The 26576-nt window shown below is 62.7% G+C and carries 21 protein-coding genes; 11 read left to right on the plus strand and 10 right to left on the minus strand.

The genetic code is table 11. The features are described 5' to 3' along the window. Positions 1-2118 (plus strand): vWA domain-containing protein, encoded by a 2118-nt coding sequence (locus NKH28_RS06975; RefSeq protein WP_352742269.1) that lies wholly within the window; start codon positions 1-3, stop codon positions 2116-2118. A 149-nt stretch (positions 2119-2267) separates the two neighbouring features. Here the strand turns inward: NKH28_RS06975 and bmt are convergent, their stop codons facing one another. Together bmt and NKH28_RS06985 are read right to left on the minus strand one after the other, a co-directional pair. Beyond that, positions 2268-3284: a betaine--homocysteine S-methyltransferase gene (gene bmt / locus NKH28_RS06980; protein WP_352617637.1), complete on the minus strand. Its 1017-nt coding sequence runs from the start codon at positions 3282-3284 to the stop codon at positions 2268-2270. 88 nt (positions 3285-3372) lie between these two features. Then, positions 3373-4215, minus strand: coding sequence for a helix-turn-helix domain-containing protein (locus tag NKH28_RS06985; RefSeq protein WP_352452091.1), 843 nt, complete (start codon positions 4213-4215; stop codon positions 3373-3375). Between the two features lie 228 nt (positions 4216-4443). Between NKH28_RS06985 and NKH28_RS06990 the strand changes: the two genes are divergently transcribed. Together NKH28_RS06990 and NKH28_RS06995 are read left to right on the plus strand one after the other, a co-directional pair. Then, positions 4444-5454: a fatty acid desaturase gene (locus NKH28_RS06990; RefSeq protein WP_352742267.1), complete on the plus strand. Its 1011-nt coding sequence runs from the start codon at positions 4444-4446 to the stop codon at positions 5452-5454. A gap of 83 nt (positions 5455-5537) precedes the next feature. Further along, on the plus strand, positions 5538-6338 hold the full coding sequence (locus NKH28_RS06995) for a phosphate/phosphite/phosphonate ABC transporter substrate-binding protein (RefSeq protein ID WP_352452089.1): 801 nt from the start codon (positions 5538-5540) through the stop codon (positions 6336-6338). A 109-nt stretch (positions 6339-6447) separates the two neighbouring features. Here NKH28_RS06995 and NKH28_RS07000 read toward each other — a convergent pair whose 3' ends face one another. From NKH28_RS07000 to NKH28_RS07015, 4 genes are all read right to left on the minus strand, one after another. Next, positions 6448-7761, minus strand: a complete 1314-nt coding sequence (locus tag NKH28_RS07000; RefSeq protein ID WP_352978419.1) for a M24 family metallopeptidase — start codon at positions 7759-7761, stop codon at positions 6448-6450. 25 nt (positions 7762-7786) lie between these two features. Continuing rightward, positions 7787-9364 carry an ArnT family glycosyltransferase gene (locus tag NKH28_RS07005; RefSeq protein WP_352978315.1) on the minus strand — a complete coding sequence of 526 codons (1578 nt, stop codon included), beginning with the start codon at positions 9362-9364 and terminating at the stop codon, positions 7787-7789. A gap of 88 nt (positions 9365-9452) precedes the next feature. Next, the gene (locus NKH28_RS07010; protein WP_352978317.1) at positions 9453-12038 is read right to left on the minus strand and encodes a GcvT family protein; all 2586 of its coding nucleotides are present in this window, start codon (positions 12036-12038) and stop codon (positions 9453-9455) included. Positions 12039-12170: 132 nt separating this feature from the next. Next, complete coding sequence (locus tag NKH28_RS07015) at positions 12171-13748, minus strand: trimethylamine methyltransferase family protein (RefSeq protein ID WP_352470303.1); 1578 nt, start codon at positions 13746-13748, stop codon at positions 12171-12173. A gap of 209 nt (positions 13749-13957) precedes the next feature. On the opposite strand from NKH28_RS07015, the gene NKH28_RS07020 reads away from it, so the two are divergent. From NKH28_RS07020 to NKH28_RS07045, 6 genes are all read left to right on the plus strand, one after another. Further along, positions 13958-15100, plus strand: coding sequence for an MFS transporter (locus tag NKH28_RS07020; protein WP_352978319.1), 1143 nt, complete (start codon positions 13958-13960; stop codon positions 15098-15100). 95 nt (positions 15101-15195) lie between these two features. Further along, positions 15196-17265: a prolyl oligopeptidase family serine peptidase gene (locus tag NKH28_RS07025; protein WP_352978321.1), complete on the plus strand. Its 2070-nt coding sequence runs from the start codon at positions 15196-15198 to the stop codon at positions 17263-17265. 240 nt (positions 17266-17505) lie between these two features. Beyond that, a complete protein-coding gene (locus NKH28_RS07030) occupies positions 17506-18891 on the plus strand; it encodes an aspartate aminotransferase family protein (protein ID WP_352815767.1) in 1386 nt (461 codons plus the stop codon). 480 nt (positions 18892-19371) lie between these two features. Continuing rightward, on the plus strand, positions 19372-19680 hold the full coding sequence (locus NKH28_RS07035; RefSeq protein ID WP_352815765.1) for a DUF6422 family protein: 309 nt from the start codon (positions 19372-19374) through the stop codon (positions 19678-19680). A 19-nt stretch (positions 19681-19699) separates the two neighbouring features. Continuing rightward, a complete protein-coding gene (locus tag NKH28_RS07040) occupies positions 19700-19999 on the plus strand; it encodes a hypothetical protein (RefSeq protein ID WP_352815764.1) in 300 nt (99 codons plus the stop codon). 110 nt (positions 20000-20109) lie between these two features. Then, positions 20110-20934, plus strand: coding sequence for a class I SAM-dependent methyltransferase (locus NKH28_RS07045; RefSeq protein ID WP_352539671.1), 825 nt, complete (start codon positions 20110-20112; stop codon positions 20932-20934). A 406-nt stretch (positions 20935-21340) separates the two neighbouring features. Here NKH28_RS07045 and mmsB read toward each other — a convergent pair whose 3' ends face one another. Genes mmsB through NKH28_RS07060 form a run of 3 tightly spaced genes read right to left on the minus strand, consistent with a single transcriptional unit; the run spans position 21341 to position 23831 of the window. Continuing rightward, positions 21341-22225 carry a 3-hydroxyisobutyrate dehydrogenase gene (gene mmsB, locus NKH28_RS07050; protein ID WP_352815763.1) on the minus strand — a complete coding sequence of 295 codons (885 nt, stop codon included), beginning with the start codon at positions 22223-22225 and terminating at the stop codon, positions 21341-21343. 43 nt (positions 22226-22268) lie between these two features. Continuing rightward, positions 22269-22634 carry a four helix bundle protein gene (locus NKH28_RS07055; protein WP_352815761.1) on the minus strand — a complete coding sequence of 122 codons (366 nt, stop codon included), beginning with the start codon at positions 22632-22634 and terminating at the stop codon, positions 22269-22271. A gap of 30 nt (positions 22635-22664) precedes the next feature. Beyond that, positions 22665-23831: an isobutyryl-CoA dehydrogenase gene (locus NKH28_RS07060; protein WP_352815760.1), complete on the minus strand. Its 1167-nt coding sequence runs from the start codon at positions 23829-23831 to the stop codon at positions 22665-22667. 152 nt (positions 23832-23983) lie between these two features. Between NKH28_RS07060 and NKH28_RS07065 the strand changes: the two genes are divergently transcribed. Further along, positions 23984-24598 carry a dimethylsulfonioproprionate lyase family protein gene (locus NKH28_RS07065; protein WP_352742252.1) on the plus strand — a complete coding sequence of 205 codons (615 nt, stop codon included), beginning with the start codon at positions 23984-23986 and terminating at the stop codon, positions 24596-24598. A 1-nt stretch (position 24599) separates the two neighbouring features. Next, on the plus strand, positions 24600-26069 hold the full coding sequence (locus NKH28_RS07070; protein ID WP_352978325.1) for a cobyric acid synthase: 1470 nt from the start codon (positions 24600-24602) through the stop codon (positions 26067-26069). A 52-nt stretch (positions 26070-26121) separates the two neighbouring features. Here NKH28_RS07070 and NKH28_RS07075 read toward each other — a convergent pair whose 3' ends face one another. After that, positions 26122-26541 carry a VOC family protein gene (locus tag NKH28_RS07075; RefSeq protein WP_352451986.1) on the minus strand — a complete coding sequence of 140 codons (420 nt, stop codon included), beginning with the start codon at positions 26539-26541 and terminating at the stop codon, positions 26122-26124. Between the last annotated feature and the right edge of the window lie 35 nt (positions 26542-26576).

Genomic DNA, 26576 nt, shown 5'->3' on the forward strand with positions numbered 1-26576 from the left:
ATGGTCGACGACAATCAACTGAACAGGCTGCGCGATATCGCTGCACCGGCGCCCGATGCGGATGCAAAGGCGCGTGCCCTGCAGGCCGCGCTGCGTGCCTATGATATGGACGAAAAAACTTTACCTGCCGCCCAAGGATCGGCAGGCGGGGTTCGTCTCACAGAGCGAGCACAAAGGCTCTGGAGCGAAATCATGCAAAAGAAACTCTTCGCCACGCCGGCCATTGCCGGGCTCGTTGCCCTGCCGATCGCCGGATACGCTACCATCTACATGCTTGGGGAATCCAAATTCGGCGGGCCCGAATTCGGCGGGGATAAGATCACCGAAACGCTGGCTGACAAACCGGCGACCGTCAAACCGCCGGTCGTTGCCGAAGCGGACAAGCAGAAGAAGGCGGACGCCGACCGTGAAAGCCGCGACACCGGCGAGGCGCTTGTGGCGCCGACATCGCCGCCGAAGGCGGAATCGACCGCAGTCGGCGGGCTGACGCAGCAGGATGTGCTCAGCCGCAATGCACCTGAACCGGCGCAGAGCGGCGAGTTCGCGCTGGATGGGGGTGCAAGCTCCGCGGCTCCGGCAGTCGATGGCGGCGCGCGGGTCGGACGCATGCCTGGCACGGTTGCCGAGTCCAAGCTGATGGCACAGCAGCCCGCCGCTGCGCCGGCCGACCAGATGCTGCCGCAAGAGGAAAACCGCGACCGCGTCGAGAATTTCAAGACCAACCCGGTGCATGCCGCACTTGAAGACCCGGTCTCGACCTTCTCGATCGATGTCGACACCGCTTCCTATTCCTTCGTCCGGCGCTCGCTGAAGGAAGGCTTTATCCCGCAGGCCGACACGGTTCGCGTCGAGGAGATGATCAACTACTTCCCTTATGCCTGGAAGGGACCGGACTCCGCCTCGACGCCGTTCAACTCGACCGTCAGCGTCATGCCGACGCCGTGGAACGAGCACACCAGGCTGATGCATGTCGCCATCAAGGGTTTCGACGTGAAGCCGGCCGAGCAGCCCAGGGCCAATCTGGTCTTCCTGATCGATGTGTCGGGCTCGATGAACGAGCAGGACAAGCTGCCGCTCCTGCAGTCGGCCTTCCGGCTGCTGGTCAACAAGCTGAGACCTGACGACACCGTCTCGATCGTCACCTATGCGGGCGATGCCGGTACCGTGCTGGAGCCCACCAAGGCTTCGGAAAAGGACAAGATCCTCGCTGCCATCGACAATCTGACATCCGGCGGCTCGACGGCAGGCGAGGCCGGCATCAAGGAAGCCTACAGGCTGGCACAGAAATCCTTCGTCAAGGACGGCATCAATCGGGTGATGCTCGCCACCGATGGCGATTTCAATGTCGGCCAGACCGATGACGACGACCTGAAGCGGCTGATCGAAAAGGAGCGCAAGACAGGCGTATTCCTGTCGGTGTTCGGCTTCGGCCGCGACAATCTGAACGACCAGATGATGCAGACCATCGCCCAGAACGGCAATGGCACTGCTGCCTACATCGATACGTTGGCGGAGGCCGAGAAGGTGCTGGTCGAGGATGCCTCCTCGACACTGTTCACCATCGCCAAGGACGTGAAGATCCAGGTCGAGTTCAACCCGAACAAGGTCTCGGAGTACCGGCTGATTGGCTACGAAACCCGCGCTTTGAACCGAGAGGATTTCAACAATGACCGGGTCGATGCCGGCGAGATCGGCTCAGGTCATTCAGTCACCGCGATCTACGAGATCACGCCTAAGGGCAGCGGCGGCGAACAGATCGACCAGTTGCGCTACGGCCAGGCCTCGGTGAACAATGGCGGCGTTGCCAATGCCGACGAATATGCTTTCGTCAAGATCCGCTACAAGCTGCCGAACGAGGACACCTCGAAGCTGATCACCACGCCGGTAACGTCAGCCAACGAGGTGGCGTCGTTCGACCAGGCCAGCACCGACCAGCGTTTCTCCGTTGCCGTTGCTGCCTTCGGCCAGAAGCTGCGCGACGAGGATGCGACCGCGAAGTTCGGCTACGACAAGATCATGGAGATTGCCACTGCCGCCAGAGGAGCCGACCCGTTTGGATACCGGTCCGAGTTCCTCTCGCTTGTGCGCCTTGCCTCGGCGCTCGGCGGTAACCGGTAGTGGCAATGACGGCCGGTTTCTTTCAGATGGGATCGTTCTGATAGGGGGAGCCGGCCTACGGGCGGGTGAGGCAGGCCGGCGAGGGAAACCTTGCCGGCCTTTTTTCGCGGCCGCACTGCTTCGCGCGGACCATGTCGCAGACGAAAGCGTCAGGCGCGTCCGCGGCGCCGCTCGCGGCGGGCTTCGCTGGTCTCGGCGACGTTGACCGTAGCCTGCTTGTTGCGCATCGGGCCGATGCGTTCGACGATCTGCTCGACGGTCGGGCGATCCGACTTGGTGTGCGCATCGAGCGCCTTGCGCATGGCGGCGAGGTGCTGGAACGAGGTGCCGCAGCAGCCGCCGACGATCTTGGCACCGGCGTCGACGGCGAGACGCACATAGTCGGCCATCAGCTCGGGTGTGCCGGAATAGTAGATCTCGGCACCGCGAAATTCGGGAATGCCGCAATTGCCCTTGACGATCACCGTTGCTTCCGGCTTCGCCTCGGTCATGTCGAGCAGCGAAGCGAGAATGTCGGAGGCACCGACACCGCAATTGGCGCCAACACCGAGCGGTGTCTGCGACAGGCCATCGACGACGCCGTGGATGTCCTTCGGCAGCAGTCCCATCATGGTGCGGCCGGCGGTGTCGAAGGAGCCGGTATAGGTATAGGGCAGGCCGACGCGGATGGCGGCTTCGGCGGCGGCGCGGATTTCGTCAGGCGCCGACATGGTTTCGATCCAGGCGACTTCGGCGCCGCCGGCCTTCAGTCCCTCAATCTGCTCGGCAAAGGCTTCGACCGCCTCGTCGTAGGTCATGGCGCCGAGCGGCACCAGTAGCTCGCCGGTCGGGCCGACGGAGCCGGCCACGATCACCTTGCGGCCGGCCTTGCCGGCGACGGCGCTTGCGATCTCGGCGGCGCGCTTGTTCAGTGCGTAGACACGGTCCTGCGCATGGTGCAGCTTGAGCCGATGGCGGGTGCCGCCAAAAGAGTTGGTCAGGATGATGTCGGCGCCGGCATCGACAAAGTTCTGGTGCAGGCTGGTGATGGTGTCGGGCGCGGTCTCGTTCAAGAGCTCGGGAGCCTCTCCGGCCTCAAGGCCCATGGCGAACAGATTGGTGCCGGTGGCGCCATCGGCGAGCAGGACGCCCTTTTCGGCAAGCAGAGCGTCGATCGGATTGGTCATGTGAAATACGCCTTCCCGGAAGAATAACTGAGATAAGGATATAAAGAATTCTTTATGTGCCGTCAATGTCGGCACGTAGAGCAACCGGTCAAAATCGCATCTCCGCCAGCTTTCGTGTGAAGCTGGCCGCTTCATGCGCGTTGACGTCCGCGGCACGGATCAGATTGTCGAAATGGCTGGTCAGGATGCGGATCGGCTGCGTGGCGTTCAGCACCAGATACATGTCGCCGACGTAAATGGCGGCGCGATAGGGCCCGAAGATGGTGTAGGGGATCGAATAGCGCATCCGCCCGTCATAGAGAAACAGGCGGAAGGTGGGATAGAGGTCGTCGAGCAGCGTCGCCATGTGCAGGAGCTGCTGGTGGCGGTCGGCCTCCGGAAAGCGGTCCCACACGCCCAGCCCGCGCGCGAAGATCTCCAGCGTGTGGCGCGGCATACAGACTTCCATGTCGGTTTCGGGCCGTCGGTTGTAGTCGATGCGGTACTGCGTTTCGCCGGCCTGTGCCTCGCGGCTCTTGTTGGCGATGACGGCTTCGTAGTCGACAAGCGCCTCGGTGCGCAGAAGATCGGGAATGCCGGCCGGCACGTAGCGGATTTTCGTTCCCGCCGCCTCGGCATGCCAGCGAGCCAGCAGCGTGCGGTCGAAGCCGTCCGGCGCCTCCTCGATCTCAAGGCTCTCGCGGATTTCACCGGTGACGCCCTCATCGTGGCTGAGGCCGAGCAGCCAGTCGAGCGAGACTTTGAATTCGGCGGCGATGTTGAGCAGCGTTTCGGCGCGGGGAAGGCGGATCGACGCGCCGGAGAGCAGCTGCGACAGTGCCGAACGGTCGATGCCAACCGCGGCGGCGAAGGCCGACTGGTTCAAATCGGACCTTGTCAAGAGCATTTTCAGGCGCTCGCGAAAGATCGTCGACAGGTCGCGCTTGTCCAAATCTCTACTCTCCCTGACGTGAGCAAAATTTTGCGCCGAAGCGATCTACATGGCGTTTAGAGCGCAAATGAATCTACGAGCTTGTTTACAATAGATAACATCTGCAGCTGAAAATGCGCAATCGCAACAGTTTGTGCGCTTTATCGCGTTGCAGCGATGCAACGCTCCTGACACAATGCTGTCAGGAATCAAACGGGTTCCGGCGACTGGAAGGCAGTGGTCGATAGCATGACGAGCATGGGCAACAGGCGACACGGCGCAACGGCCATCGAATGGCCGACAGCATTTCTCGCACTTCTCTGCTACGGCGGCTGGCTCGCTACCGGCTTCCTGCTCTGGCCCTCTTGCCCGCTGCTGGCACTCGCCTTTCTGACCCTGATTGCGGCGCTGCAATCCTCGCTGATGCACGAGGTCCTGCACGGCCACCCAACCCGGAATGCGCGGCTCAACGAAGCCTTTGTGTTCCTGCCGATTGGCCTTGTCTGGCCGTTTCGCCGATTCAAGACCATTCATCTGCGCCACCATGCAGACGAGCGCCTGACCGATCCGCTCGATGATCCCGAAAGCTATTACAAGGCTCTCTGGCAGCACGAGGAGCTGCCGTCGGCGATGAAATTCCTGCTGAAGGTCAACAACACGATGATCGGGCGTTTGGTGCTAGGCCCGTGGCTTTCCTGCATCGGCTTTTTCATCGACGACGCCAGGCAAGTTGCCGCGGGCGACAATTCCATCCGCAAGGCATGGCTGCTGCATGCGATCGGCCTCGTCGTGGTGCTGCCTGTCGTGCAGTTCGGCTTCGGCATGCCGTTGTGGCTTTACGTTCTGGTGCCGGTTTGGCTTGGGCAGTCGCTGATTTCGATCCGCACCTACGCTGAGCACCAATGGTCTGAACATCCGGAAGGCCGCACGATCATCGTCGAGCGCTCGCCGCTGTCCTTCCTGTTCCTCAACAACAATCTGCATTTCGTCCATCACAAGAGCCCGACGGTGGCCTGGTACAGGCTGCCGAAGGTGTTTCGCGACCGCCGTGACGAATGGCTGCGGATGAACAATGGCTATGCCTACCCGAACTATTTCGCGCTGCTCAAGGCCTATGCCTTCAAGGCGAAGGAGCCGGTCGTCCATCCCGTGCTGCGGCGCATGCCGGAACCAGGACGCGCATTCAAGCCGCGCGTCAGGGCACGCAGCCTCAATGGGCTTGGCAGCGCACCGGTACCCGCCGAGCCGCCGAAAGAATGATTCTTGCGTTGTTGCAGGCGGTGCCGCGCGGACGACGCTTTCCTGACCTTGTCAATTTCCCCGCATAACGGTCAAATCCCGGCATGAGCGAATTCATTGCGGCTTTGCCGATGTACGACTGGCCGGAAGCGCGGGACGATGTCGACGCGCAATGGGCGCGGCTGCGCGATGCTTTCAGACAAAAAGGCATCGATGCGCCGGAGACGATCATCCGCCGCACCGGCGATTTGCCCCCCGTGCCTGGCGGTATTCGCGACGATCAGGGAAAACCCATCGCGCCCGATCCGGCGACATTGCCGCCGGACGAACTGGATTTTCACCAGCTCTGGCTGCATCCGGCGCTGCTCTTTGCGCAAACCTGCTGGGGACCGATGGAACTCGGCCTGTCGCAGCGTGTCCAGCTCATCGGCCAGCCGCGTTACGACGCCTTCGAGGGTGGACAGGGCGAACTCTATTCGAGCGCCATCGTCATGAGAGCGGGCGAGGCACCGCCGGCAAGGGCGCCGGCCGACGGCGGTGCCGTCATTCCGCTCGATCAGCTGCGCGGCAAGCGCTTTACCTTCAACAGCCTCGATTCCATGTCGGGCATCATCGCGCCAGCCCGCGACCTGCAAACATTGGGCGAGAGTTTGGATATCTTTTCCGCGCTGAGCGAAAGCTGTGGGCACCGTGCTTCGATCGTTGCCGTTGCCGAGGGCAGGGCGGACGTCGCGGCGATCGATTGCGAGAGCTGGGCGCTGGCGCAGAGTTTCGAGCCGGCGGCGCAGAAGGTGACGGTCGTCGGCTGGACAAGGCGGCGCAAAGGCTTGCCGTTCATCACGGCCAGGACAACGCCGGAAACGATCGTCGCTGCGATGCGCGAGGCGATCGCCGCGCTCGCATAAAGCGCGTCGCGTTCGGTCGGCCTCATGCGACGCGCTTTAGATTCTTGTTTTATGCATGTCGTTATCGCAAAGCCGCTGCATACTTTTGCGCGACATGCATTAGCGTCGCTCAGCCGCCAAGCAGCCGATTGTCGAGCGGGTAGGTCGAAAGCTTCTCGTTGCCGGTTTCAGTGATCAGGATCTGTTCTTCGATCTTGACGCCTTCGTAGCCGCCAAGCCGACCGATATAGCTCTCGACGCACAGCACCATGCCAGGTTCGAGCACTCCGTCCGGTGTGTCGTCGGTCCAGTCGCCAGCATGCGGCAAAGTCGGGTATTCGTCGGCAAGGCCGACGCCGTGATAGAGCACCCCGTAACGGGCCGGGAAGCAGTCTCCCGGTGGCACTGACGAGCCCTCGACGAGGTCGCGGAACGATATGCCCGGCCGCATCAGCTCGGTGTTGTGGGCGATCTGGTCGGCGGCGATGCGGAACAGGTCGCGCTGCTCCTGCGACGGCGGCGCATCACCGCAAAGCCAGGAGCGCGAAAGGTCGGCGCAGAAGCCGTAAGGACCGATCAGGTCGGTGTCGAAAGCGACGAGCTCGCCGGCCTCGATCGTCCGCGACGAACACTCCTGGAACCATGGATTGGTGCGCGGGCCCGACGCCAGGAGCCGGGTTTCGATCCATTCGCCGCCGCGCGCGATGTTGCCGCGATGGAGTTCGGCCCACAATTCGTTCTCGGAGATGCCAGGCCTCAGCGCCTTCTCCATCTCGCCCATTGCCGCCTCGCAAGCGGCGATCGCCCGGCGCATGGCAAGGATTTCGTCGGGCGATTTGATCAGCCGGGCATTTTCCATCACCGCCTCGCCATTGCCGGTCGAGATGCCGAGGCGGGCGAGCTCTTCGATGCCCTCGGGATTGATGTGGTCGACTGCGATGCGGCGATTGCCGCCGCCATGTTCCAATACCAGGTCGGCGATGCCGGCTGCCCAGCGGCGGACTTTTTGACTGGTCAGCTCGCCGCTGTACAGATAAGCCCACGACACCGCCGGCCGCACCTCGTCGACGACGCCGGAATGATCGGAAAGGTGCTCGCAGGAGAAATAGTCGAACAGCACCACCGGGCCATCGGTGGCAACGAAACAATGCCTGGTCCGATTGTGTGCGACCCAGAGCTGCATGTTGGTTGCGTCGGTGGCATAGCGGATATTGACCGGATCGTAGAGCAGGGCTCCCGCATAGTCGCGGCGCTTCAGCTCGGCGCGGATGCGCTCGAGCCGATATCGGCGCATGGCGGGCAGGTCAGGAGCAGCAATGCCCGCCGCCTGCCATTCGACTTCCGCCAGCGCTCCATAGCCCAGCGCATGCTGGTTGAGTTCAGCGGCCTTCAGCCGCGATTTTTTGTGCAGCACATCGTTCGAGCCGTCCGGCTCGAACGGCATGATCTTGCGGTGATGACGGGGCCGGTCAGTCGGGTTCCTGTCCACCCTCGGCTCCTCCGCTAACGCCTTCCTTGGGCGCCGTGGTTTCTCCCACCGCCATTCTCTTCAATCTTACATAGGCGCCGGCCCGGGCGGACTTGCCGGTGCCGCGCAACAGCGGAACCATCATTTGCCGTGGTTGGCCGTCCGGCTCATAGCCGGCCGCTTTGAGCTGCTCCAAAATGACCGGACGCGGATCGTCTCGGTCAAGCCAGACGAGTACGGCCGGCTCCTGCATCAGCGTTTCGAAATTAGGCACTTCCTGGTCAAGTGCGACCAGGTTTTCATCGACCAACCGCAGGTTTCCGACCCATGCACCATCAGATATTGCGGTTTTGACCGGTCCGTCCGCAGTCAGTTGGCGATAGAGGGCGGGGTAATCCACGCGGATCATCCGCGAGAGGCCACTGGTCCCGTTTATCTGGACGTACCAGGTGGCGGGCGCGAGCAGCACGGCGATGATCGCTCCAGCCGCGATCACCAGGAGCTGCGCATTCCTGCCGCGCGGCGCCAGCCGTTCCATAGTGGCGACGATGGCCAGCGGCAACATGAACAGGACCGGTAGCAGCCAGCGGTCCTTGACCACCGTCACGCCGGTGGCAAGTACAAGTACTGCAAGCATGGCCAAGCCGAGCGCCAAGGTACGCCACAACAGAATTTCCCTTGCCGGACCTTTCGGGTGCCGCTCGGAGAAACGGAACTTCGCCAGCCAGAACGTGAGGGCGGAAACGAGCACCGGCAAGACCGCGAAATTGAAGGTGCCCATGATAAACTTGCCGGCGCCGACAAAGGCCGCCGCCACGCGCCCTTGTTGCGCGTCTATTCCGAACTTCTCGCCTCTCGACAATAAATCGGCGGGATGCATGAGGCTCCAATAGGTGGTTGGCGCCAGCACCAATATCGCGACCGCTATGCTGATGGCGAACTTCGGATCGAGAATCGCGCTGCGCCATTCGCGCAGCGACAGCACGGCCGCAACAAGGGCCACCACGAGGAAGACATCATTATATTTGGCAAGAATTGCCGCCGCCGTGGCCAGGCCAAACGCCGCATAGGCGATCATGCTTCGCCGCTCGAGAAGATAGGCCATGGCCAGCAGGAGCAGCGAGCAGAAGCCGACGACGGCGACGGAATGCGACAAGGCGCGCTGCGATTCCCAGACGATCTGCGGGACGGTAAACAGGCCGAACATGGCCGCCGCCGCTGTCGCTTTGGTGTAGCTGAACCGCCGCATGGCGGCGAACACGCTGCAGGCGGCAAGGAACAGCACGGAGTATTTGACGAGCTTCAGCGTGAAGATACTGGTGCCGAAAACATGCGCGGCCAGCCAGTTGATCCAGGTGTACAGGGGTGGTTGCGAGCCGCCATATCCAGCCCAGAGATACGGAACATAGATCAGCTGCTCCGCATCATCGATGCCGACGCCGGTTCCCGCCCAAGAGCTCAACAGGGACAGTATGATGGTCTGCAAGGCAAAGTAAGCCGCGACCATGACGATCGCCGCCGGGAAGGGGCCGATCCGTCCCTCGGCCAGCCACTCGGCCCATCTCAGATTGTACTTCAATGAAATCTCATCGCCCTTGCCAGCAGAGTGTTGCCGGCTGCGCTAGCATGAAGAGTATGCTCCGCACAATGCGACCGGCTGGCTGCGCCTACGTCCTCATCTTTTCGCCGCTCGGGTCGAAAGGCGGTTCGACATTGATGCGTGCGGGACGCCGGTGCCCGAGGATTTCGATCTCGAACAGGCCGGCGCTCTCGTTCTCGGCAAGCGCCGCCGGTACATATCCCTGCGCCATCGACTTCTCGACATAATGCGCATAGCCGCCGGAGGTGACCCAGCCGACCACGCGCCAGTTGCCGTCGACAATGCCGCGCACGGCAGACGCGCCTTCGGCGGCGTTCGAGCCGCGCACTTCCTTGCCGCCCGCGTCGAAGCGCGGCGCGCCATAGCCATGCGGCTTTTCCACGGTGCCGTAATCCTTGCCGCCGACCTTGGCCCAGATCGGCTCATCGCCCATGACGTCTGCATCCGCGGCATCGACGATGAAGGAGACACGGCGCAGTTTCGGCCCTTCTGCCTGTTCCTTGGCCGCTGCTTCCCGGCCGATGAAGTCGTTCTTCTCCAGCTTGATGAAGCGGTCCATCGAGCCTTCGAACGGTCCGTAGATCGGACGTAGCTCGCGGAACCAGGTCGGGAAGTTCTTCTCAAGGCGCATAGAGAGCAAAGCCCGCATGCCGAAATCGACAAGCCCAAACTCTTCGCCAGCCTCCTTGATCGCCTTGTAGACAAGGCGCTGGTAGGCAGGCGCCATCCAGATCTCGTAGCCGAGGTCGCCGGTGTAGGTGATGCGATTGACCATGCAAGGCGCGCCGCCGACCGCCATTTCGCGGAAATCCATAAAGCGGAAGGCCTTGGTCGAGATGTCGACATCGACCAGTTTCTGCAGCAGGTCGCGGGATTTCGGCCCGGCGATGGAGAGACCGACCAGCGTCTGGTCGAAGCGGTGGATGCGGATGCTTCCATCCTTTGGCAGATGCTTCTCGAACCAGCGCATGTGGTATTTTTGCGCTGCCGAAGAACCCCATATCATGAAGCGTTCTTCCCCACCCCTTGGGCCCGCCTTGGCGATTGTGAAGTCCCCGATCAGCCGGCCGAACTCGTTCAGCATGGGCGTCAGCACGATGCGGCCGGTCTTCGGCATGCGATTGGTCATCAGACGGTTGAGGAAGTCCTCGGCCCCTGGCCCGGAGACTTCGTATTTGGCGAAGTTGGCGATCTCGGTGACGCCGACCCTCGCGCGGGTGGCGCGCACCTCCTCGCCGATCGGGCGGAAATCATTGGAGCGGTGGAAGGACACGACGTCCTTCGGCTCCGAGCCTCTCGGCGCGAACCAGAGCGGGGTTTCGAGACCCCAGCTGTCGCCCATGACGGCGTTGTTGGCGATCATGGTGTCGTAAAGCGGGGTCGTCTGCGCTGGTCTTGCCGCCGGTAATTCCTCGTTGGGAAAGCGGATGGAGAAACGGCGCGAATAATTTTCGCGGACCTTTGCGTTGGTATAGCGCAGCGTTGCCCATTCGCCGAAGCGCGCAACGTCCATGCCCCAGACGTCGAAGCCGGGGTCGCCATGGACCATCCAGTTCGACAGCGCCAGGCCGACGCCGCCGCCCTGGCTGAAGCCGGCCATGACGGCGCAGGCGCACCAGAAATTGGTCAGGCCCTGCACCGGGCCGACCAGCGGGTTGCCGTCCAGCGCGAAGGTGAAGGGGCCGTTGATGATCTGCTTGATGCCGGCCTTTTCGATGCCGGGGAAATGCTTGAAGCCGATCTCGAGCGACGGCGCGATGCGGTCGATGTCGGGCTGCAGCAACTCGTGGCCGAAATCCCACGGCGTGCTGACCGGCGACCACGGCTTGCAGGCCTTTTCATAGGTGCCGAGCAGGATGCCGTTGCGTTCCTGGCGGGTATAGATCTCGCCCTTGAAATCGAGCACGCCAATCATCTCGCGGCCGGTCGACTTGTTGAATTCCTCGACCTCCGGCATCGGCTCGGTCAGGAGATACATATGCTCCATGGCCAGCACTGGCAGTTCGACGCCGACCATGCGACCGATCTCGCGCGCCCACAGGCCGCCGCAGTTGACCACATGCTCGGCTTTGACTGTGCCTCGCTCAGTGACGACGTTCCAGGTGCCGTCGACCTCCTGCGTCAGTTCCACGACGCGGTTGCGCAGTACGATCTCGGCGCCTAGCTTCCTGGCGGCCTTGGCATAGGCATGGGTGGTGCCGGAAGGGTCGAGATGGCCCTCGACTGGATCCCACATGGCGCCGACGAAATTCGTCTCGTCCATCAGCGGGAACATTGCCTTGGCTTCGGACGGCGTGATCAGTTCGGTGTCCATGCCGAGATAGCGGCCCTTGGCGTGGGCGAGCCGCAAGAAGTCCATGCGCTCGGGCGTGTCGGCCATCATCACGCCGCCGGTCAGGTGCAGCGAGCAGGATTGGCCGGAAATCTCCTCGATCTCCTTGTAAAGCTGCACCGTATAGGCCTGCAGCTTGGCGACGTTGGGATCGCCGTTCAGCGTATGGAAGCCGCCCGCCGCATGCCAGGACGAGCCGGAAGTGAGCTCCGAACGCTCGATCAGCATGATGTCGGTCCAGCCAGATTTGGCCAGATGATAGAGCACCGAGCAGCCAACGACGCCGCCGCCGATGACAACCGCTTTTGCATGAGATTTCATGAAGATAGATCCGTTTTCGAAGAGATTGAATCGAGTGAGCGGGGCGCGAAAACAAAGCGGAGATGGGATACAGCGATGTTTCGGGCCAGCCTGCCATCAAGACGGAGTGGGGGTCGACTACTCATCAGATGATCAAAAATCGGTCGGCGCGCCGCCTTCGGCCCGGCGCTTGTCGACGAAGGCGTTGAGCTCCTCCCGGATTGCCGGATCCATGTAAGGCTCTTCATAGGAGGCCAGCCGTTCCTTCCAGACGCGATTGGCCTTTTCGAGCGCCGTCGGCGATCCGGCCTCCGCCCAACTCTCGAAATTGCGCCAGTCCGAGATAATAGGCGCATAGAACGCGGTCTTGTAGCGGTCCTGCGTGTGCTGGGTGCCGAAGAAATGGCCGCCGGGGCCGACGGACTGTATGGCGTCGAAACCGAGTGCTTCCTCGGAAAGATCGAGCGGCGTCAGGAACTCTGCGACCATCTGCAACAGGTCTATATCCAGGATGGTCTTCTCATAGGAGCAGCGCAGGCCGCCTTCGAGCCAGCCGGCGGCATGCATCATCAGGTTGCCGCCGCCCTGGATGGCGCCCCACAGCGAGAACACACTTTCATAGGCGGCCTGCGCGTCGACCGTGTTGGCTGCGCAGGTGTTGGAGGTGCGGTAGGGGATGTTGTAGCGGCGGGCGAGCTGCCCGCCGACCAGCTGCGCCTTCATATATTCCGGCGTGCCGAAGGCCGGCGCGCCGGACTTCATGTCCACATTCGAGGTGAAGCCGCCGTAGCCGACAGGCGCGCCCTTGCGCACCATCTGCGCGAAGGCGATGCCGGACAGCGCCTCGGCATTCTGTTGCACCAGCGCGCCGGCAATCGTCACCGGCGCCATAGCGCCGGACAGGGTGAACGGCGTCACGATGACCACCTGGCCCTTGCTCGACATCTGGATGATGCCTTCCATCATCGGCACGTCGAGCTTGAGCGGCGAATTGGTGTTGATGATGGTGAATACCGACGGCTCCGCAAGCAACTGCTCATGGCTGATGCCACGTGCGATCCTGGTGATCTCGATGCCGTCGACGTTGCGCTCCTTGCCGAGCGAATAGATGTGGAACATCTTGTCGGTCAGCGTGGCGAGGTCACGTATGCATTCAAGGTGGCGGACGGACGGATGGATGTCGATCGGCTCGACCGGATAGCCGCCCGTGCAGTTCAATATGTTGTGCATCTGCGCAAGCTTGAGGAAGTTGCGGTAGTCCTGCTGGTTGCCCGGCCGGCGGCCGCGGTCGACGTCGGAGCAATTGGGCGCCGACGCCATCATCGAGATGATCAGATTATCGCCGCCGAAGCGCACGTTGTGCGCCGGGTTGCGGGCGTGGATGGTGAATTCCGGCGGGCAGTGCGCAACCAGTTCCAGGATCATGTCACTGTCGAAGCGCACCCGCTCGCCGCCTTCGCGTACATCGGCGCCATGCGCCTTCATGATGCGCCGGGCTTCGTCATGCAGCACGTCGACGCCGATTTCCCGCAGCACGCGCAGAGAGGCGAGGTGGATAGATTCCAGCTCGTCGTCGGAAACCAGCCGGGTCGGCGCCAGCGGGTTCTTCAACTGCCGAAACGGCGGCTGCTCGAACGCCGCCGATCCGCCGGCACGCTTTCCCGCGCGGCCGCCGCGGCGGGCGCGGTCGTTTGCCAATGCAGGTTCGGCGGGCTGAATGGCGGCGGTCATGATAGTCCTCGTACGCTGCGGCAATGCGGCGGCATAATGGACTGCCGGCCGGCCAGCCATTGCGGAGGCGGCGACCACTAGGACGAGGGAAGCGACATGCCTGAAGGGCAGCCGGAGGGATCGTCAGGCTCTTATTCTCTTCCGGCTGGCGCAAGCGGTTTTCGTTGCCGGTGCTTACCGCGATGAAAGCGAAACGCTAGTCCTGCATCATGGACCGGGCGGAACAGGACAGCGGCGAGACAGTGCAATGGGCGGCGATCACCGGCGTGATCGCCACCGTCTCGGTGTTCGCCATCGCGCAAGGGCTGAGCTATCCGCTGTTGAGCTTCATCCTGCAGCGCCAGGGCGTCTCGCCGGCCATGATCGGCCTGTCGGCGGCAATGACGCCGATCGGCTTCATCGTCCCGTCGCCGCTGGTTCCGGCGCTGGCGGGGCGTTTCGGGGCAGGGCGCACCGCGCTTACTTGCGCGGCACTTTCCGCGCTGGTGCTGGCGCTGATCGGCTGGACGCAAAATGTCTATCTGTGGTTTCCTCTGCGCTTTTTGATCGGCGCCGTCACCAACCCGCTCTACGTGCTGAGCGAAGTCTGGGTGATCGCACTGGCGCCGCCGACACGCCGCGGCCGCGTCATGGGCATCTATTCGACCATCATTTCGGCGGGCTTTGCGGCGGGGCCGCTGTGCCTGCTTGCCGTCGGCACCGAGGGGTGGCCGCCGTTCGTCGTCGGCATTGCCGCATTCCTGTTTTGCGGCGCCTGCCTCGCCTCGGTGCTGGCACGGCTGCCCAAGGTCGACGAGAGCGGGCACCGGGTTTCGGTCCTGGGGTTCGTGCCGCAGGCTTGGCTGTTGTTATCGGCCGTCGTCCTGGCCGCCGGTTTCGAACAGGCGGTGCTCGCCTTGCTGCCGGTCTACGGAACACATTATGGCATTGCGGAAGCGCGCATGTCGGCGCTGCTGTCGGTGATGATCGCCGGCAACATCGCTATGCAGGTGCCGCTCGGCCTGCTGGCGGAACGACTGACAGCGCGGCTGGTGCGGTTCATCTGTGTTTCGATGACGGTGCTCGGATGCGTTCTGTTGCCGGTTCTCTGGCCGTGCGTCTTCATCTGGGGCGCGGTTTCCTACGGCATTTACACGATGTCGATCATTGAACTCGGCGAGCGGTTCACCGGCTCGGCACTGGTCGCCGGCAACGCCGCCTTCTCGCTGATGTGGGGCGTCGGCGGCATCGCCGTGCCGCCGCTGGCGGGCAGCGCCATGGATGTTGTTGGCGCCGGCGGCCTGCCAATGACGCTCGGTGCCATTTGCCTGGCGCTGGCAGTTGTAACGGTCATTCGAAGACGGATGGTGTGAATGCCAGAAAGCCGCCGTTTCTGACGAATGACTTGAATGTAAGCGGCCCCATGTCGATCTTGGCTATGTCGCCACCCGACTCAACCGGAGACCTCATGAGCAAATCGAATACCAAGGGCCAGCCGGGTTCGGCGGCCGAAGACCCGTTTCTCTGGCTTGAGGACAGGAGGGGCAAGCAGGCGCTCGACTGGGTGCATCACCAAAATGCAGTTACGGTCGGGGAGCTGCAGGGTGATCCGTCCTATCAGACGTCGTTCGAGACGGCGCTCCACCTGATGACAGCCGAGGATAACATCGCCGTCGGGGCCGCTATCAACGGCTATGTCTATAATTTCTGGCAGGACCGGACGAACGTACTCGGCCTCTGGCGGCGCACCACCGTCGCCTCCTACAAGACCGACAAGCCGCAATGGCAGACGATCATCGACTTCGACAGCCTGGCGGCGAAAGAGGGGGTGAAATGGGTGTTCAGCGGCGCCAGTCGGCTCTACCCCGACTTCAGCCGCTGCCTGCTCAACCTGTCGCCGGATGGAGGCGATGCCAGCGAGATGCGCGAATTCGATATCGAAAGCAGATCGTTCGTCGATGGCGGCTTTCGCGCTCCTGCCTCGAAGTCGAGCTTTAGCTGGCTGGACGAGGACACGGTTATCGTTTCCGCCGCCTTCGAGGAGGACGACAAGACCCAGTCCGGTTATCCGCGCGTGGTCAAGCTTTGGCGGCGCGGCACGCCACTGGAAGCGGCGATGCCGATCTTCGAGGCGCTGAAGCAGGATCTTGCCGCCGGCGGGTCAGTCGAATTCGACGGCGACAAGCGTCATGTCTTCCTCGCCCAGACCATCGACTTCTTCGCCTCCCACAGTTTCCTGCGGCTGCCTTCCGGCGAGAACAGGCGCATCCCGTTGCCGGACGACGTCACCGATACAGCGCTGTTCAAGGGCCAGCTCGTCTTCGGCGTGCGTACCCCGTGGACTGCGCCGGACGGCACGCTGTGTAAGCCCGACGGGCTCTATTCACTCGATTTCGAGCGCTGGATCGAAACCGGGATATTCGGATCCCTCGATACCGTGCTCGAGCCGGCGCACCGCGTCTCGATCGCCGGCATTGCCCGCACGCAGGACCGGCTGTTCATCAATTTGATGGACAATGTGCGCGGCAAGGTCGTCGCCGGCGAGCGCAGCGACAGCGGCTGGGAGTTCAAGCCCGTGGCGTTGCCCGAAAACGGCAATGTCGGCATCAGCCATGCCGAGCATTTCGGCTCCAGCGTCTCCTTCTCCTTCACCGATTTCCTGACGCCGAGCTCGATCATCTGGTCGGACGACAACGCCGCGGGGCTGGCAACGGTGAAGTCGCAGCCGGCGCGTTTCGATGCGTCGTCCCTGGTCTCCGAACAGTTCGAGGTGCGCTCGAAGGATGGCACGATGATCCCGTACTTCGTCGTCAGGAGGCGCGACTTGCATGGACCCGTGCCGACATTGCTTTACGGCTATGGCGGCTTCGAAGTGCCGCTGCTGCCCGGCTATGCCGGCGTGCGCGGCAGGCTGTGGCTGGAGAAGGGCAATGCCTATGTGCAGGCCAACATCCGCGGCGGCGGCGAGTTCGGCCCGAACTGGCACCAGGCGGCGCTCAAGGCCAATCGCCAGAATGCCTTCGACGATTTCGCCGCGGTCGCGCAAGATCTGGTCAAACGCGGCATCGCCACGCCCGCCACGCTGGGCATCCAGGGCGGATCGAATGGTGGCTTGCTGACCGGCGTCTCGCTGACCCAGCACCCGGAATTGTTCGGTGCAGTGATCATCGACGTGCCGCTGCTCGATATGCTGCGCTACACCGAACTGCCGCCCGGCGCGTCGTGGATGGCCGAGTATGGCGATCCGGCGAAGCCGGAAGAGGCAGCCTGGCTCGCCGCCTATTCGCCCTACCAGCATGTAGACACGGATGCAGCCTATCCGCCGGTGTTGCTGACGACCTCGACCGCCGACGATCGCGTCCATCCCGGGCATGCGCGCAAGATGGCGGCACGGCTGCAGGCGGCCGGCCATGGCAAGACGCTGTTCTTCGAGGAGACCGAGGGCGGCCATGGTGGACGCGGCGACCGGCGGCCGCAGGCCGCACAGGCGGCGATGAAGTACGTCTTCCTGCAGCGGGCCCTGACTGGCACCAATTGACCGGCGTCGCTTGACCGGCACGGCTTGAACTGAGGGCTCGAGGCAGCCTAAGGTACATGCATGGCTCGGCTGGCGAAATCGGGTTGCGCATTTAGGGTGGCGGTGACGCCGTCGTCGCGCACGCTACGCGCCGAGCTGTTGCGGCTCTGCGCTCGCATCGGCTATTCGCCGCCCGCTGTCCTCTGACGAATCCGCCCCGGCGCGAAAGCTGCCGGATTGGTTCAAGAGGAAAGACCAGACATGACCTACCAGAATTATTCGCTGAAGCAGCTTCAGCAGATCGATGCCGCGCATCACCTTCATCCGTTCACCGACCACAAAGAGATGCGCGAGACCGGCTCGCGCATCATCACCCACGCCGACGGGCCGTTCATCTATGATGCCGAAGGGACGGAAATCCTCGACGGCATGGCTGGGCTGTGGTGCGTCAATGTCGGCTATGGCCGCGACGAGCTCGCCGACGCCGCCTACGCCCAGATGAAGGAGTTGCCCTACTACAACTCTTTCTTCAAATGCTCGACGCCGACGCCGGTTCTGCTGTCGAGAAAGCTGGCGGAGATCGCGCCAAGGCACATCAACCAGGTGTTCTACGGCTCGTCCGGTTCGGAGGCCAACGACACGGCGCTGCGCCTGGTCCGTCACTATTGGGTGCTGGAAGGCAGGCCCGAGAAGAACCGCATCATCTCACGCAAGATGGGCTATCACGGCTCGACCATCGCCGGCGCCTCGCTCGGCGGCATGGATTTGATGCACAAGCAGCTCGGAGGCGCCGTGCCCAACATCGTCCATGTGATGATGCCCTATGCCTATGAGCTCGCACTGCCCGGCGAAAGCGACCATGATTTCGGCCTGCGCGCGGCAAAAGCGGTCGAGGACGCGATCCTCGAAGCCGGCGCCGACAAGGTGGCCGCCTTCATCGGCGAGCCGGTGATGGGGGCAGGCGGGGTGAAGATCCCGCCGATGAGCTATTGGCCGGAGGTGCAGCGCATCTGCCGCAAATACGATGTCCTGCTGATGCTGGACGAGGTCATCACCGGATATGGCCGCACAGGCGAGTGGTTCGCCGCACAAGCCTTCGATGTCGAGCCCGACACCATCACCACGGCCAAGGCGCTGACCTCTGGCTATCAGCCGCTGTCGGCGCTGCTGGTCGGCGACCGCATCGCGGCGACGCTGGTCGAAAAGGGCGGCGAATTCTATCACGGCTACACCTATGCCGGGCATCCGGTGGCCTGCGCGGTGGCGCTGAAGAACCTCGAGATCATCGAGCGTGAAGGCCTGGTCGAGCGCGTCAGGAACGACACCGGGCCTTACTTCGCCAGGGCCCTGCAGGAACGTCTCGGTGGGCACGATCTGGTCGGCGAGGTGCGCTCGTTCGGGCTGATGGGGGCGATCGAGATCGTCAAGGACAAGGTGACCAAGGAGCGCTTCCTGCCTGCCGGCAGCGCGGCGGTGATGGTTCGCGACCACGCGATTGTCCAGGGCATGATGCTGCGCGCTACCGGCGACACGATGATCCTGTCGCCGCCGCTGATCTGGACGCGCGAGACGATCGACATGGCCTGCGACCGCATCGCCACGGCGCTCGATCTGGCGCAAGCGGATTTGCGCAAGGGGGTAAGGTAGAACCATCGCCGGGCGTCCTGCAGTCGGACGCTCGGCGATCGCTGCGTCGATCGCCGAGCAGATGGTCGAGGACGTGGACAAAGTCAGTTCGAATTCGGCTGCGGGTGGAAACGCGCCCCATCCAGGCACTGCCGACTATTCAGCTTTGGCGCGCCAAGCCTACCTCACTCCCCGGCTGGCAAAACTCGTCCATGCCGAGCGCGGCAAGCGTGCGAACGGCGCCCGTCTTGTCACCTGCCGCCGATCAGCGTGACGTCCGTAAGCCATCCGTAAGTCCGGTCCTGTCAACTTCGCCTGATCGACTTCAGCAAGGGATCATTCGTTCAAGGAGACCAAAATGGGCGACTAGCTGTCCTTAGCGCCACGTCGCAACGAATTGCGCCACGTTGAAGAGCGAACAAGTCGAGCGGTGTGCAAATCTGAAGCATGCTTGCTTCCCAATTGAGGCATTTGGCGAATCCAAATCTGAGGGAGTGACACATGTTTAAATATCTGTCTCGGGAGGGTCTCACGCGCGAACAATCGGAAGCCCTGGAAAAGGCCGCGTTCTTGATCATCAGCGCGCGGAAAGAAGCCGCGGCGCTACTGGCGCGGGCGGGAGTAACTTTACCTGATAATGGGTTTGGGTTCGGGAACCCTTGCAACGCGCACATAGAGGCGCACGGCAACTGCCCGTGCAACGATTACACGGGCGATGGTGGGCCATGTTTGACGCAGACTACCCTCGATACGGCCTTCCCCCCGTCCCGGAGTTGCGGCCATCCACCATCAAAACATCTCTCCACGTAAGGCGTATTGGAGACAGTTGATGCGCACCGTTTCTTTGATCCTAGCCTTGGTTATGCAATCGGTCATCACTGTATCTCTTGCGCAGGACGCCAAAACACCTTTCAAAAGGCCGGTTCCAGAAGAGCACAAGGGCTTCGTGGCGGAAATTGAGAGTGTTTTCAGGAAATATCCAAAGGCGATCGCTCGCTACAAACTCGTGGATATCGGCCTCGTAAATATTGGCGAGATGCCGCGCGTGGAGTGCACAGTGGAATGCGAGTTTGATTCTACTTGGGGCGGATGGTGCAAAGACCGTTGTGATACGGAACGCGAAGAATAGCACTGCCGGTTTCCATTGCCCGGTTGCTAGTCGACAGACACGCGCTTTATGATGGCTGCTGAAGCGCCGATCGGGCCCGTTGCCCGAGATCGTTGTGCGGGAGGGACACTATGGCCCAGCAGGAGCAGTGGCAGCTGGAAGGCAGCGCCGCGGACCTCTACGAGCGCTACCTGGTCCCGGCAATCACAGCCCTGTGGGCTGCGGACCTGATGGATCGTGCTGCGCCTCAATCTGGTGAGCGGATTTTGGACGTAGCTTGCGGCACCGGCGTGGTGGCACGCTCGGCGGCCGAGCGTATGGGAAGTGGGCAGGTCGTCGGCCTCGACATCAATACGGGCATGCTCGCCGTTGCTCGGTCGCTCCCGAGAGGCGCTGGAGCGCGTATCGACTGGCACGAGGGAAGCGCGCTCGAAATGCCGTTCCCTGACTCCGCCTTCGATCTGGTTCTTTGCCAGCTCGGACTGCAGTTTTTTCCGGATCGATCTAGTGCGCTCCGTGAGATGTTCCGGGTTCTGGTGCCTGACGGCCGACTGGCTTTAAACGTTTTCAGCGCTATTGAGCACACTCCTGCGGCGAAGGCGCTGGCGGATGCCTTGGATCGACACCTCGGTCCAGGCGCTTCGGCAACGAAAAGGTCTGAGCATTCACTCGCCGATGCGGACGAGCTTTACCGATTGGTGGCCGAGGCGGGATTTCGTCAGGTGACCATCCACACGACGACACAAAACATCCGATTTCCCTCGTCTAGGGAATATGTGCGACTACAGCTGGCAGCGACTCCGCAGGCCGGGCTGGTCAGCAGAATTGATGCCGGGCATCGGGAAGCAGTCATCGCAGCGATCACCGGTGATCTAGATTTTTCGCTGGCAATCTATTCAACTGAAGGGGAGCTGATGTTCCCCCAAGAGGCCCACGTCGTGCTCGCACGCAAGTAGCGTAGCTGACCGATGAGCCATGGCACCGACGCGCTGGGGGATTGGGGCGCGACCACCTGTGGGTCGACGTAGCTCAGGACAGCAGCCACGACGCCGACGATCATCTGGAGACACGCCAGGGCGATCGCCTCATTGTCCTTGAAGAATGCGAAACGCAAAAACCGCGCTCCATCGGAACGCGGCTTTGCCAGATACGCATGGCGCTTCGCCAACAATACACTTGCGAAACTTACGGCGAAACTTACGGGCTCCGGTACGCGAGACCTGATCCGGAGCGCCGGGCGGATGTCCGCCTCGCAATCCGTTTTAAACGCATATCGTTACTGCAGGGTTAGCAAGAGCTTAAGCAAACCTAAATTTGCCGGCTTTCCGCATTGGGCAGATCGAAAACCTGTGAACCTGGAGCTTACGCCGGGTCACCACGGAGGAAATTAATGATGCCGGAAAAATCCGCGCCGGCATTCCCTTGTGCGTTGAACAGCGCATAAAGCTGGGCTGCCTCGGCGCCGAGCGGCGTTGCTGCACCGACGCTCTGTGCGGCCTCCTGCGACAGTTTCAGGTCCTTCAGCATCAGTGCCGCCGCGAAGCCAGGCTTATAGCCATTGTTGGCGGGCGATGTCGGCACCGGGCCGGGCACCGGGCAATAGGTGGTCAGCGACCAGCACTTGCCGGACGAGGTCGAGGCGACGTCGAACAGCGCCTGGTGCGACAGGCCGAGCTTTTCTGCCAGCACGAAGGCCTCGGCAACGCCGATCATCGAAATGCCCAAAATCATGTTGTTGCAGATCTTCGCCGCCTGTCCGGCGCCGTCGTCGCCGCAATGAACGATGCGGCCGGCCATCGGCTTGAGGATTGGTTCGGCCTTGGCGAAGGCATCCTTCGAACCGCCGGCCATGAAGGTCAGCGTGCCGGCCGCCGCACCGCCCGTGCCGCCGGAGACCGGCGCGTCGATCGACAGCAACCCGTGCTTGGCGGCGATGGCATGGGCCTTTCGAGCCGACTCGACATCGATGGTAGAGGAATCGATGAACAGCGCGCCTTTTTTTGCCCTGGATACTATGTCTGCGTAAACCGACAGAACATGCTTACCGGCTGGCAGCATGGTGATGACCGCATCGGCGTCTTTCACCGCCGCAACGGCGTTGGCCATGATGACGACGCCGTGTTCCCTGGCGATGACGAGATTCTCCGGCACCAGGTCGAAGCCGTGCACGGCATACCCGGCCTTGACCAGGTTGGAGGCCATCGGATTGCCCATATTGCCGAGGCCGATGAAGGCGATGGTGGTCATAATGGCGCTCCGTGGTTTGGGTAGGCAGTAGGCAGTAAGCGACCTATTCGGGCGCAAGTTTGCTAATAAGTTGGCGAAGCATTTTCCCGATGCCCTCGGTCGCTAAAAGCACGTGATAAGCTTGATCATGCGTAGCAAGGCCAATGCGTTCGGCGATCTGGAGGTGTGTCTCGAACTCCTTCAGCGATCCCTGGGCAATCCTGAGAAATTGCTGATAGGAGCCTCTGTCTCGGCCGTAACCTTCCGCGATGTTTGCAGGAATAGAGGTTGCTGAGCGGCGGATTTGGCTGGTCAACCCATACAATTCCTCTTTTGGCCATGCCTTGGTCAGGGAGTAGGTGGTGACGGCCAGATCCATCGCCTGCTGCCATACGATAAGATCCTTGTACGAATTGATCTTGCCGGTCATCTTTCTGCCTACTGCCTACTGCCTACTGCCTTACCGTCCGATCAGCGCGCGAGCGATGATGACGCGCATGATCTCGTTGGTGCCTTCGAGAATCTGGTGGACACGCAGGTCGCGCACCAGTTTCTCGATGCCGTAGTCGTGCAGATAACCATAGCCGCCGTGCAGCTGCAGGGCGTCGTTGGCGACGTTGAAGCCGGCGTCGGTGACGAAGCGCTTGGCCATCGCCGACCATTTCGAGGCCTCCGGCGCGTTGCGGTCGAGCTTCGAGGCGGCGGTGTAGAGGAAGACGCGCGCTGCCTGCAGTTCGGTCTCCATGTCGGCAAGCTTGAACTGCAGCGCCTGGAACTGGTTGATCTTCGAGCCGAAAGCCTTGCGTTCGGCGGTGTAGGCGAGTGCCTTGTCGAGTGCCGATTGCGCGCCGCCGAGCGAGCAGGCGGCGATGTTCAACCGGCCGCCGTCCAACCCGGCCATGGCGATGCCAAAACCGGCGCCTTCAGCCGACAAAAGATTTTCGGCCGGCACCTTGCAGTCCTCGAAGACGACCTGGCGCGTCGACTGCATGTGCCAGCCCATCTTGTGCTCGTTGGCGCCGAAGGAAAGGCCCGGCGCATCGTTCGGCACGACGAAGGTGGAAATGCCTTTCGGCCCGTCGGCGCCGGTGCGCGCCATGACGACATAGAGGTTGCTGTCGCCGGCACCGGAGATAAACTGCTTGGCGCCGTTCAGCACATAGTCGCCGCCGCTTTTGACCGCACGCGTCTTCAGCGCCGCGGCATCGGATCCCGAACCCGGCTCGGTCAGGCAGTAGCTGGCCAGCCATTCCATCGAGGTCAGTTTGGGCAGGAAGCGCCGGCGCTGCTCGTCGCTGCCGAAGCGGTCGATCATCGATGCTGCCATGTTGTGGATCGAGATGAAGGCGGAAAACGCCGGATCGGCACGCGAAAGCGCCTCGAAGATCAGCACGGCGTCGAGCCGGCCGAGCCCCGAGCCGCCGACGTCGTCGCGGACATAGATGCCGCCAAGGCCGAGCGGACCTGTCTCGCGGATCACATCGGCCGGGAAATGCTTGTTGCGATCCCAGTCGAGTGCGTTCGGCGCCACGCGGTCGGCGGCGAAGGCTTGCGCCATCTCCTGGATGGCGCGCTGGTCCTCGTTGAGTTCGAACTGGCTGGTGCCCGCATCGACAGCGGCGTCCATGGCGTGCTCCCTGATGTTTCCGGCCTGCTGGCCTGTCGTTTTTGGCTTTGCGCGCCGTCCAATCTAGACCAATGATGCCGCCGCGCAACCCGACCCGTCTTGATCCAACCATCTGGGCAGCCGCTGTGGGCGAATGCGCTTTGGAGCAAAGTGTGACGACAACTTTCGACGAACTGCTTGGATGCTTCCATGCCTATCTCCAGACGTTCGATGATGCGCTGGTGCGCGACGCCGTGGCCCGGATCGGCTGGGACATGCCGTCCCGTCCGCTCGAACCGCATGCACTGCCTTGTCTCGTCCAGCTCGACCGGATCGTCGAACTCGCTCCCGCTGCGGCCAAGTCGCTGGCGCGGCTGGTTGCGGAGCGTCGCGGCTATCTGCACTGGGGCCAGACCTATGGCGAGGCGGATTTCGGCAAGGTTTTCATCGACAATTACGGCTGGCTGGAGGTGTTCGGTACACGCGGGCATTTCGTCAATGACGAGGTCGCGGGCGGCCTGCTGATCCTTGGACCCGACACCGTCTACCCCGATCACCACCATGTCGCGGAGGAGATCTACATCCCGCTGACCGGCGGCACCGAATGGCGCATGGGCGATGGCGGTTTTCGCCTTCGAGCGGCGGGCGAGGTGATCCACCATGCCCCTGATATCAGCCACGCCATGCGCACCGGCAAGGAGCCGCTGCTGGCGCTCTACATCTGGCGCGGCGGGCCGCTGGCAGCCAAGTCGACGATCACCGGAACTGTTGCGCAGGGCAGGGGCTGATATGGCCAAGGCGATCATGCTGCAGGGCACGGGTTCGGATGTCGGCAAGACGGTGCTGGTTGCCGGCCTCTGCCGCGCGGCGAAGAAGCGCGGCCTGAAGGTGCGGCCGTTCAAGCCGCAGAACATGTCGAACAACGCGGCCGTCGCCGATATTCCGGGCGATTCAGGCGGCGGCGAGATCGGCCGCGCCCAATGGCTGCAGGCGATCGCCTGTGGCGTGGCGCCGACCATCCACATGAACCCGGTGCTGCTCAAGCCGCAGACCGATGTCGGCGCTCAAGTCGTCGTGCAGGGCAAGGTGTTCGGCGAGGCGCGGGCGCGCGACTACCAGGCGCTGAAGGGCCGGCTGATGGATGCGGTACTGGACTCCTGGGCAAAGGTCGGCGAGGGCGCCGATCTGGTCATTGTCGAGGGCGCCGGCTCGCCGGCCGAGATCAATCTCAGGAGCCGCGACATTGCCAATATGGGCTTTGCGACGCGCGCCGGCGTGCCGGTGATCCTGGTCGGCGATATCGATCGCGGCGGCGTCATCGCCTCGGTCGCCGGCACCCATCTGATCCTGCCGGAGGAGGACCGGAGCATGATCGTCGGCTACCTCATCAACAAGTTCCGTGGCGACGTCTCGCTGTTCGAAGACGGCATCAAGGCGATCGAAAAATTCACCGGCTGGCGCTGTTTTGGCGTCGTGCCGTGGCTGAAGGCGGCGGCGCGGCTGCCATCGGAAGATTCCGTCGTGCTCGAGCGACTGGCGTCCGGCGAGAAGCGCGCGCTGAAGATCGCCGTGCCGGTGCTCTCGCGCATCGCCAATTTCGACGATCTCGACCCGCTCAAGGCCGAACCGCAGGTCGAGGTGGTGTTCGTGCCGCCTGGTGAGCGCTTGCCCGAAGATGCGGGTCTGGTGGTCATTCCCGGCTCGAAGTCGACGATCGGCGATCTCCTGAAATTGCGCGAGAACGGCTGGGACCGCGACCTTGCCGCGCATAGGAAACGCGGTGGTCATATCGTCGGCATTTGCGGCGGCTTCCAGATGCTTGGTCACATCGTGCGCGATCCCGACGGCATCGAGGGCAGCGTTACAGAAACGCAAGGGCTTGGCCTGCTCGACGTCGAAACGGTGATGGAGCCGGAAAAGACGGTGCGCAATGTCAGCGCGCGCTCGGTGCAATTCGATCTGCCGCTCGAGGGCTACGAGATCCATCTCGGCCGCACCACCGGTCCGGACACGCTGCGGCCGTCCGCCGTTATCAACGGCATCGATGACGGCGCTATCTCGGCCGACGGCAAGGTGCTGGGCACCTATATGCACGGGCTGTTTTCCGCCGACGCCTTCCGGGCGAAATTCCTCGAAAGCCTCGGCGTCAAGGGCGGCGGCATCGACTACCGCGCCGAGGTCGAACGGGCACTGGACGAGATCGCAGCCGAACTGGAAACCCACCTCGACTGCGACACGATTTTTGGGCTGGCGCGTTAGATACTTTGCCTGAGCATGATCTTGTCCGAAAACCGGTCTCCACTTTTCGGGATCATGCTTTCTCGTCAGCCTTCGGCCAGTAGGTGCCGAACGACCAGACGTTGCCTTCCGGATCGCGGCAGATGAATTCGCGGCTGCCATAGTCGCGATCGGTGAGTTCTTCCAGAATCTCGGCGCCGGCGGTCTTTGCCCGCGCGTATGCCGCGTCTGCGTCAGCGACCGCAACGTAGATCGACTTGCCGCCACCCGAACCCGGCGCGCCGACCATCTTGCCATAGGCGTCGTCGCGCGCCGTGCCGAGCATGACGATCGAAGAGCCGAAAGCGAGCTCGGCGTGGTGCACCACGTCGCCTTCGCCATAGCGGGCGCGAACGCTGAAGCCGAAGGCCTCGCACAGCCAGTCGATCATCTTGCCGGCATTCCTGTAGCGCAGCGCCGGATAAAGCCGCGGTGGTTCGGGGGTGTTCGGCATGGCTGATCTCCTTCAGCGGGTTGGTCGATCAACCC

It is taken from the genome of Mesorhizobium sp. M1227, from assembly GCF_040318315.1.
Lineage (GTDB): Bacteria > Pseudomonadota > Alphaproteobacteria > Rhizobiales > Rhizobiaceae > Mesorhizobium.

Coding starts and splice junctions, on each gene's coding strand:
- NKH28_RS07070 (WP_352978325.1), top strand. CDS start 24,600: ATGGCCAAGGCGATCATGCTGCAGGGCACGGGTTCGGATGTCGGCAAG.
- NKH28_RS07020 (WP_352978319.1), top strand. CDS start 13,958: ATGGACCGGGCGGAACAGGACAGCGGCGAGACAGTGCAATGGGCGGCG.
- NKH28_RS07040 (WP_352815764.1), top strand. CDS start 19,700: ATGCGCACCGTTTCTTTGATCCTAGCCTTGGTTATGCAATCGGTCATC.
- NKH28_RS06995 (WP_352452089.1), top strand. CDS start 5,538: ATGAGCGAATTCATTGCGGCTTTGCCGATGTACGACTGGCCGGAAGCG.
- NKH28_RS06975 (WP_352742269.1), top strand. CDS start 1: ATGGTCGACGACAATCAACTGAACAGGCTGCGCGATATCGCTGCACCG.
- NKH28_RS07015 (WP_352470303.1), bottom strand. CDS start 13,748: ATGACCGCCGCCATTCAGCCCGCCGAACCTGCATTGGCAAACGACCGC.
- NKH28_RS07000 (WP_352978419.1), bottom strand. CDS start 7,761: ATGCCGTTCGAGCCGGACGGCTCGAACGATGTGCTGCACAAAAAATCG.
- NKH28_RS07010 (WP_352978317.1), bottom strand. CDS start 12,038: ATGAAATCTCATGCAAAAGCGGTTGTCATCGGCGGCGGCGTCGTTGGC.
- NKH28_RS06990 (WP_352742267.1), top strand. CDS start 4,444: ATGACGAGCATGGGCAACAGGCGACACGGCGCAACGGCCATCGAATGG.
- NKH28_RS07075 (WP_352451986.1), bottom strand. CDS start 26,541: ATGCCGAACACCCCCGAACCACCGCGGCTTTATCCGGCGCTGCGCTAC.
- NKH28_RS07030 (WP_352815767.1), top strand. CDS start 17,506: ATGACCTACCAGAATTATTCGCTGAAGCAGCTTCAGCAGATCGATGCC.
- mmsB (WP_352815763.1), bottom strand. CDS start 22,225: ATGACCACCATCGCCTTCATCGGCCTCGGCAATATGGGCAATCCGATG.
- bmt (WP_352617637.1), bottom strand. CDS start 3,284: ATGACCAATCCGATCGACGCTCTGCTTGCCGAAAAGGGCGTCCTGCTC.
- NKH28_RS07045 (WP_352539671.1), top strand. CDS start 20,110: ATGGCCCAGCAGGAGCAGTGGCAGCTGGAAGGCAGCGCCGCGGACCTC.
- NKH28_RS07060 (WP_352815760.1), bottom strand. CDS start 23,831: ATGGACGCCGCTGTCGATGCGGGCACCAGCCAGTTCGAACTCAACGAG.
- NKH28_RS07035 (WP_352815765.1), top strand. CDS start 19,372: ATGTTTAAATATCTGTCTCGGGAGGGTCTCACGCGCGAACAATCGGAA.
- NKH28_RS07055 (WP_352815761.1), bottom strand. CDS start 22,634: ATGACCGGCAAGATCAATTCGTACAAGGATCTTATCGTATGGCAGCAG.
- NKH28_RS07025 (WP_352978321.1), top strand. CDS start 15,196: ATGAGCAAATCGAATACCAAGGGCCAGCCGGGTTCGGCGGCCGAAGAC.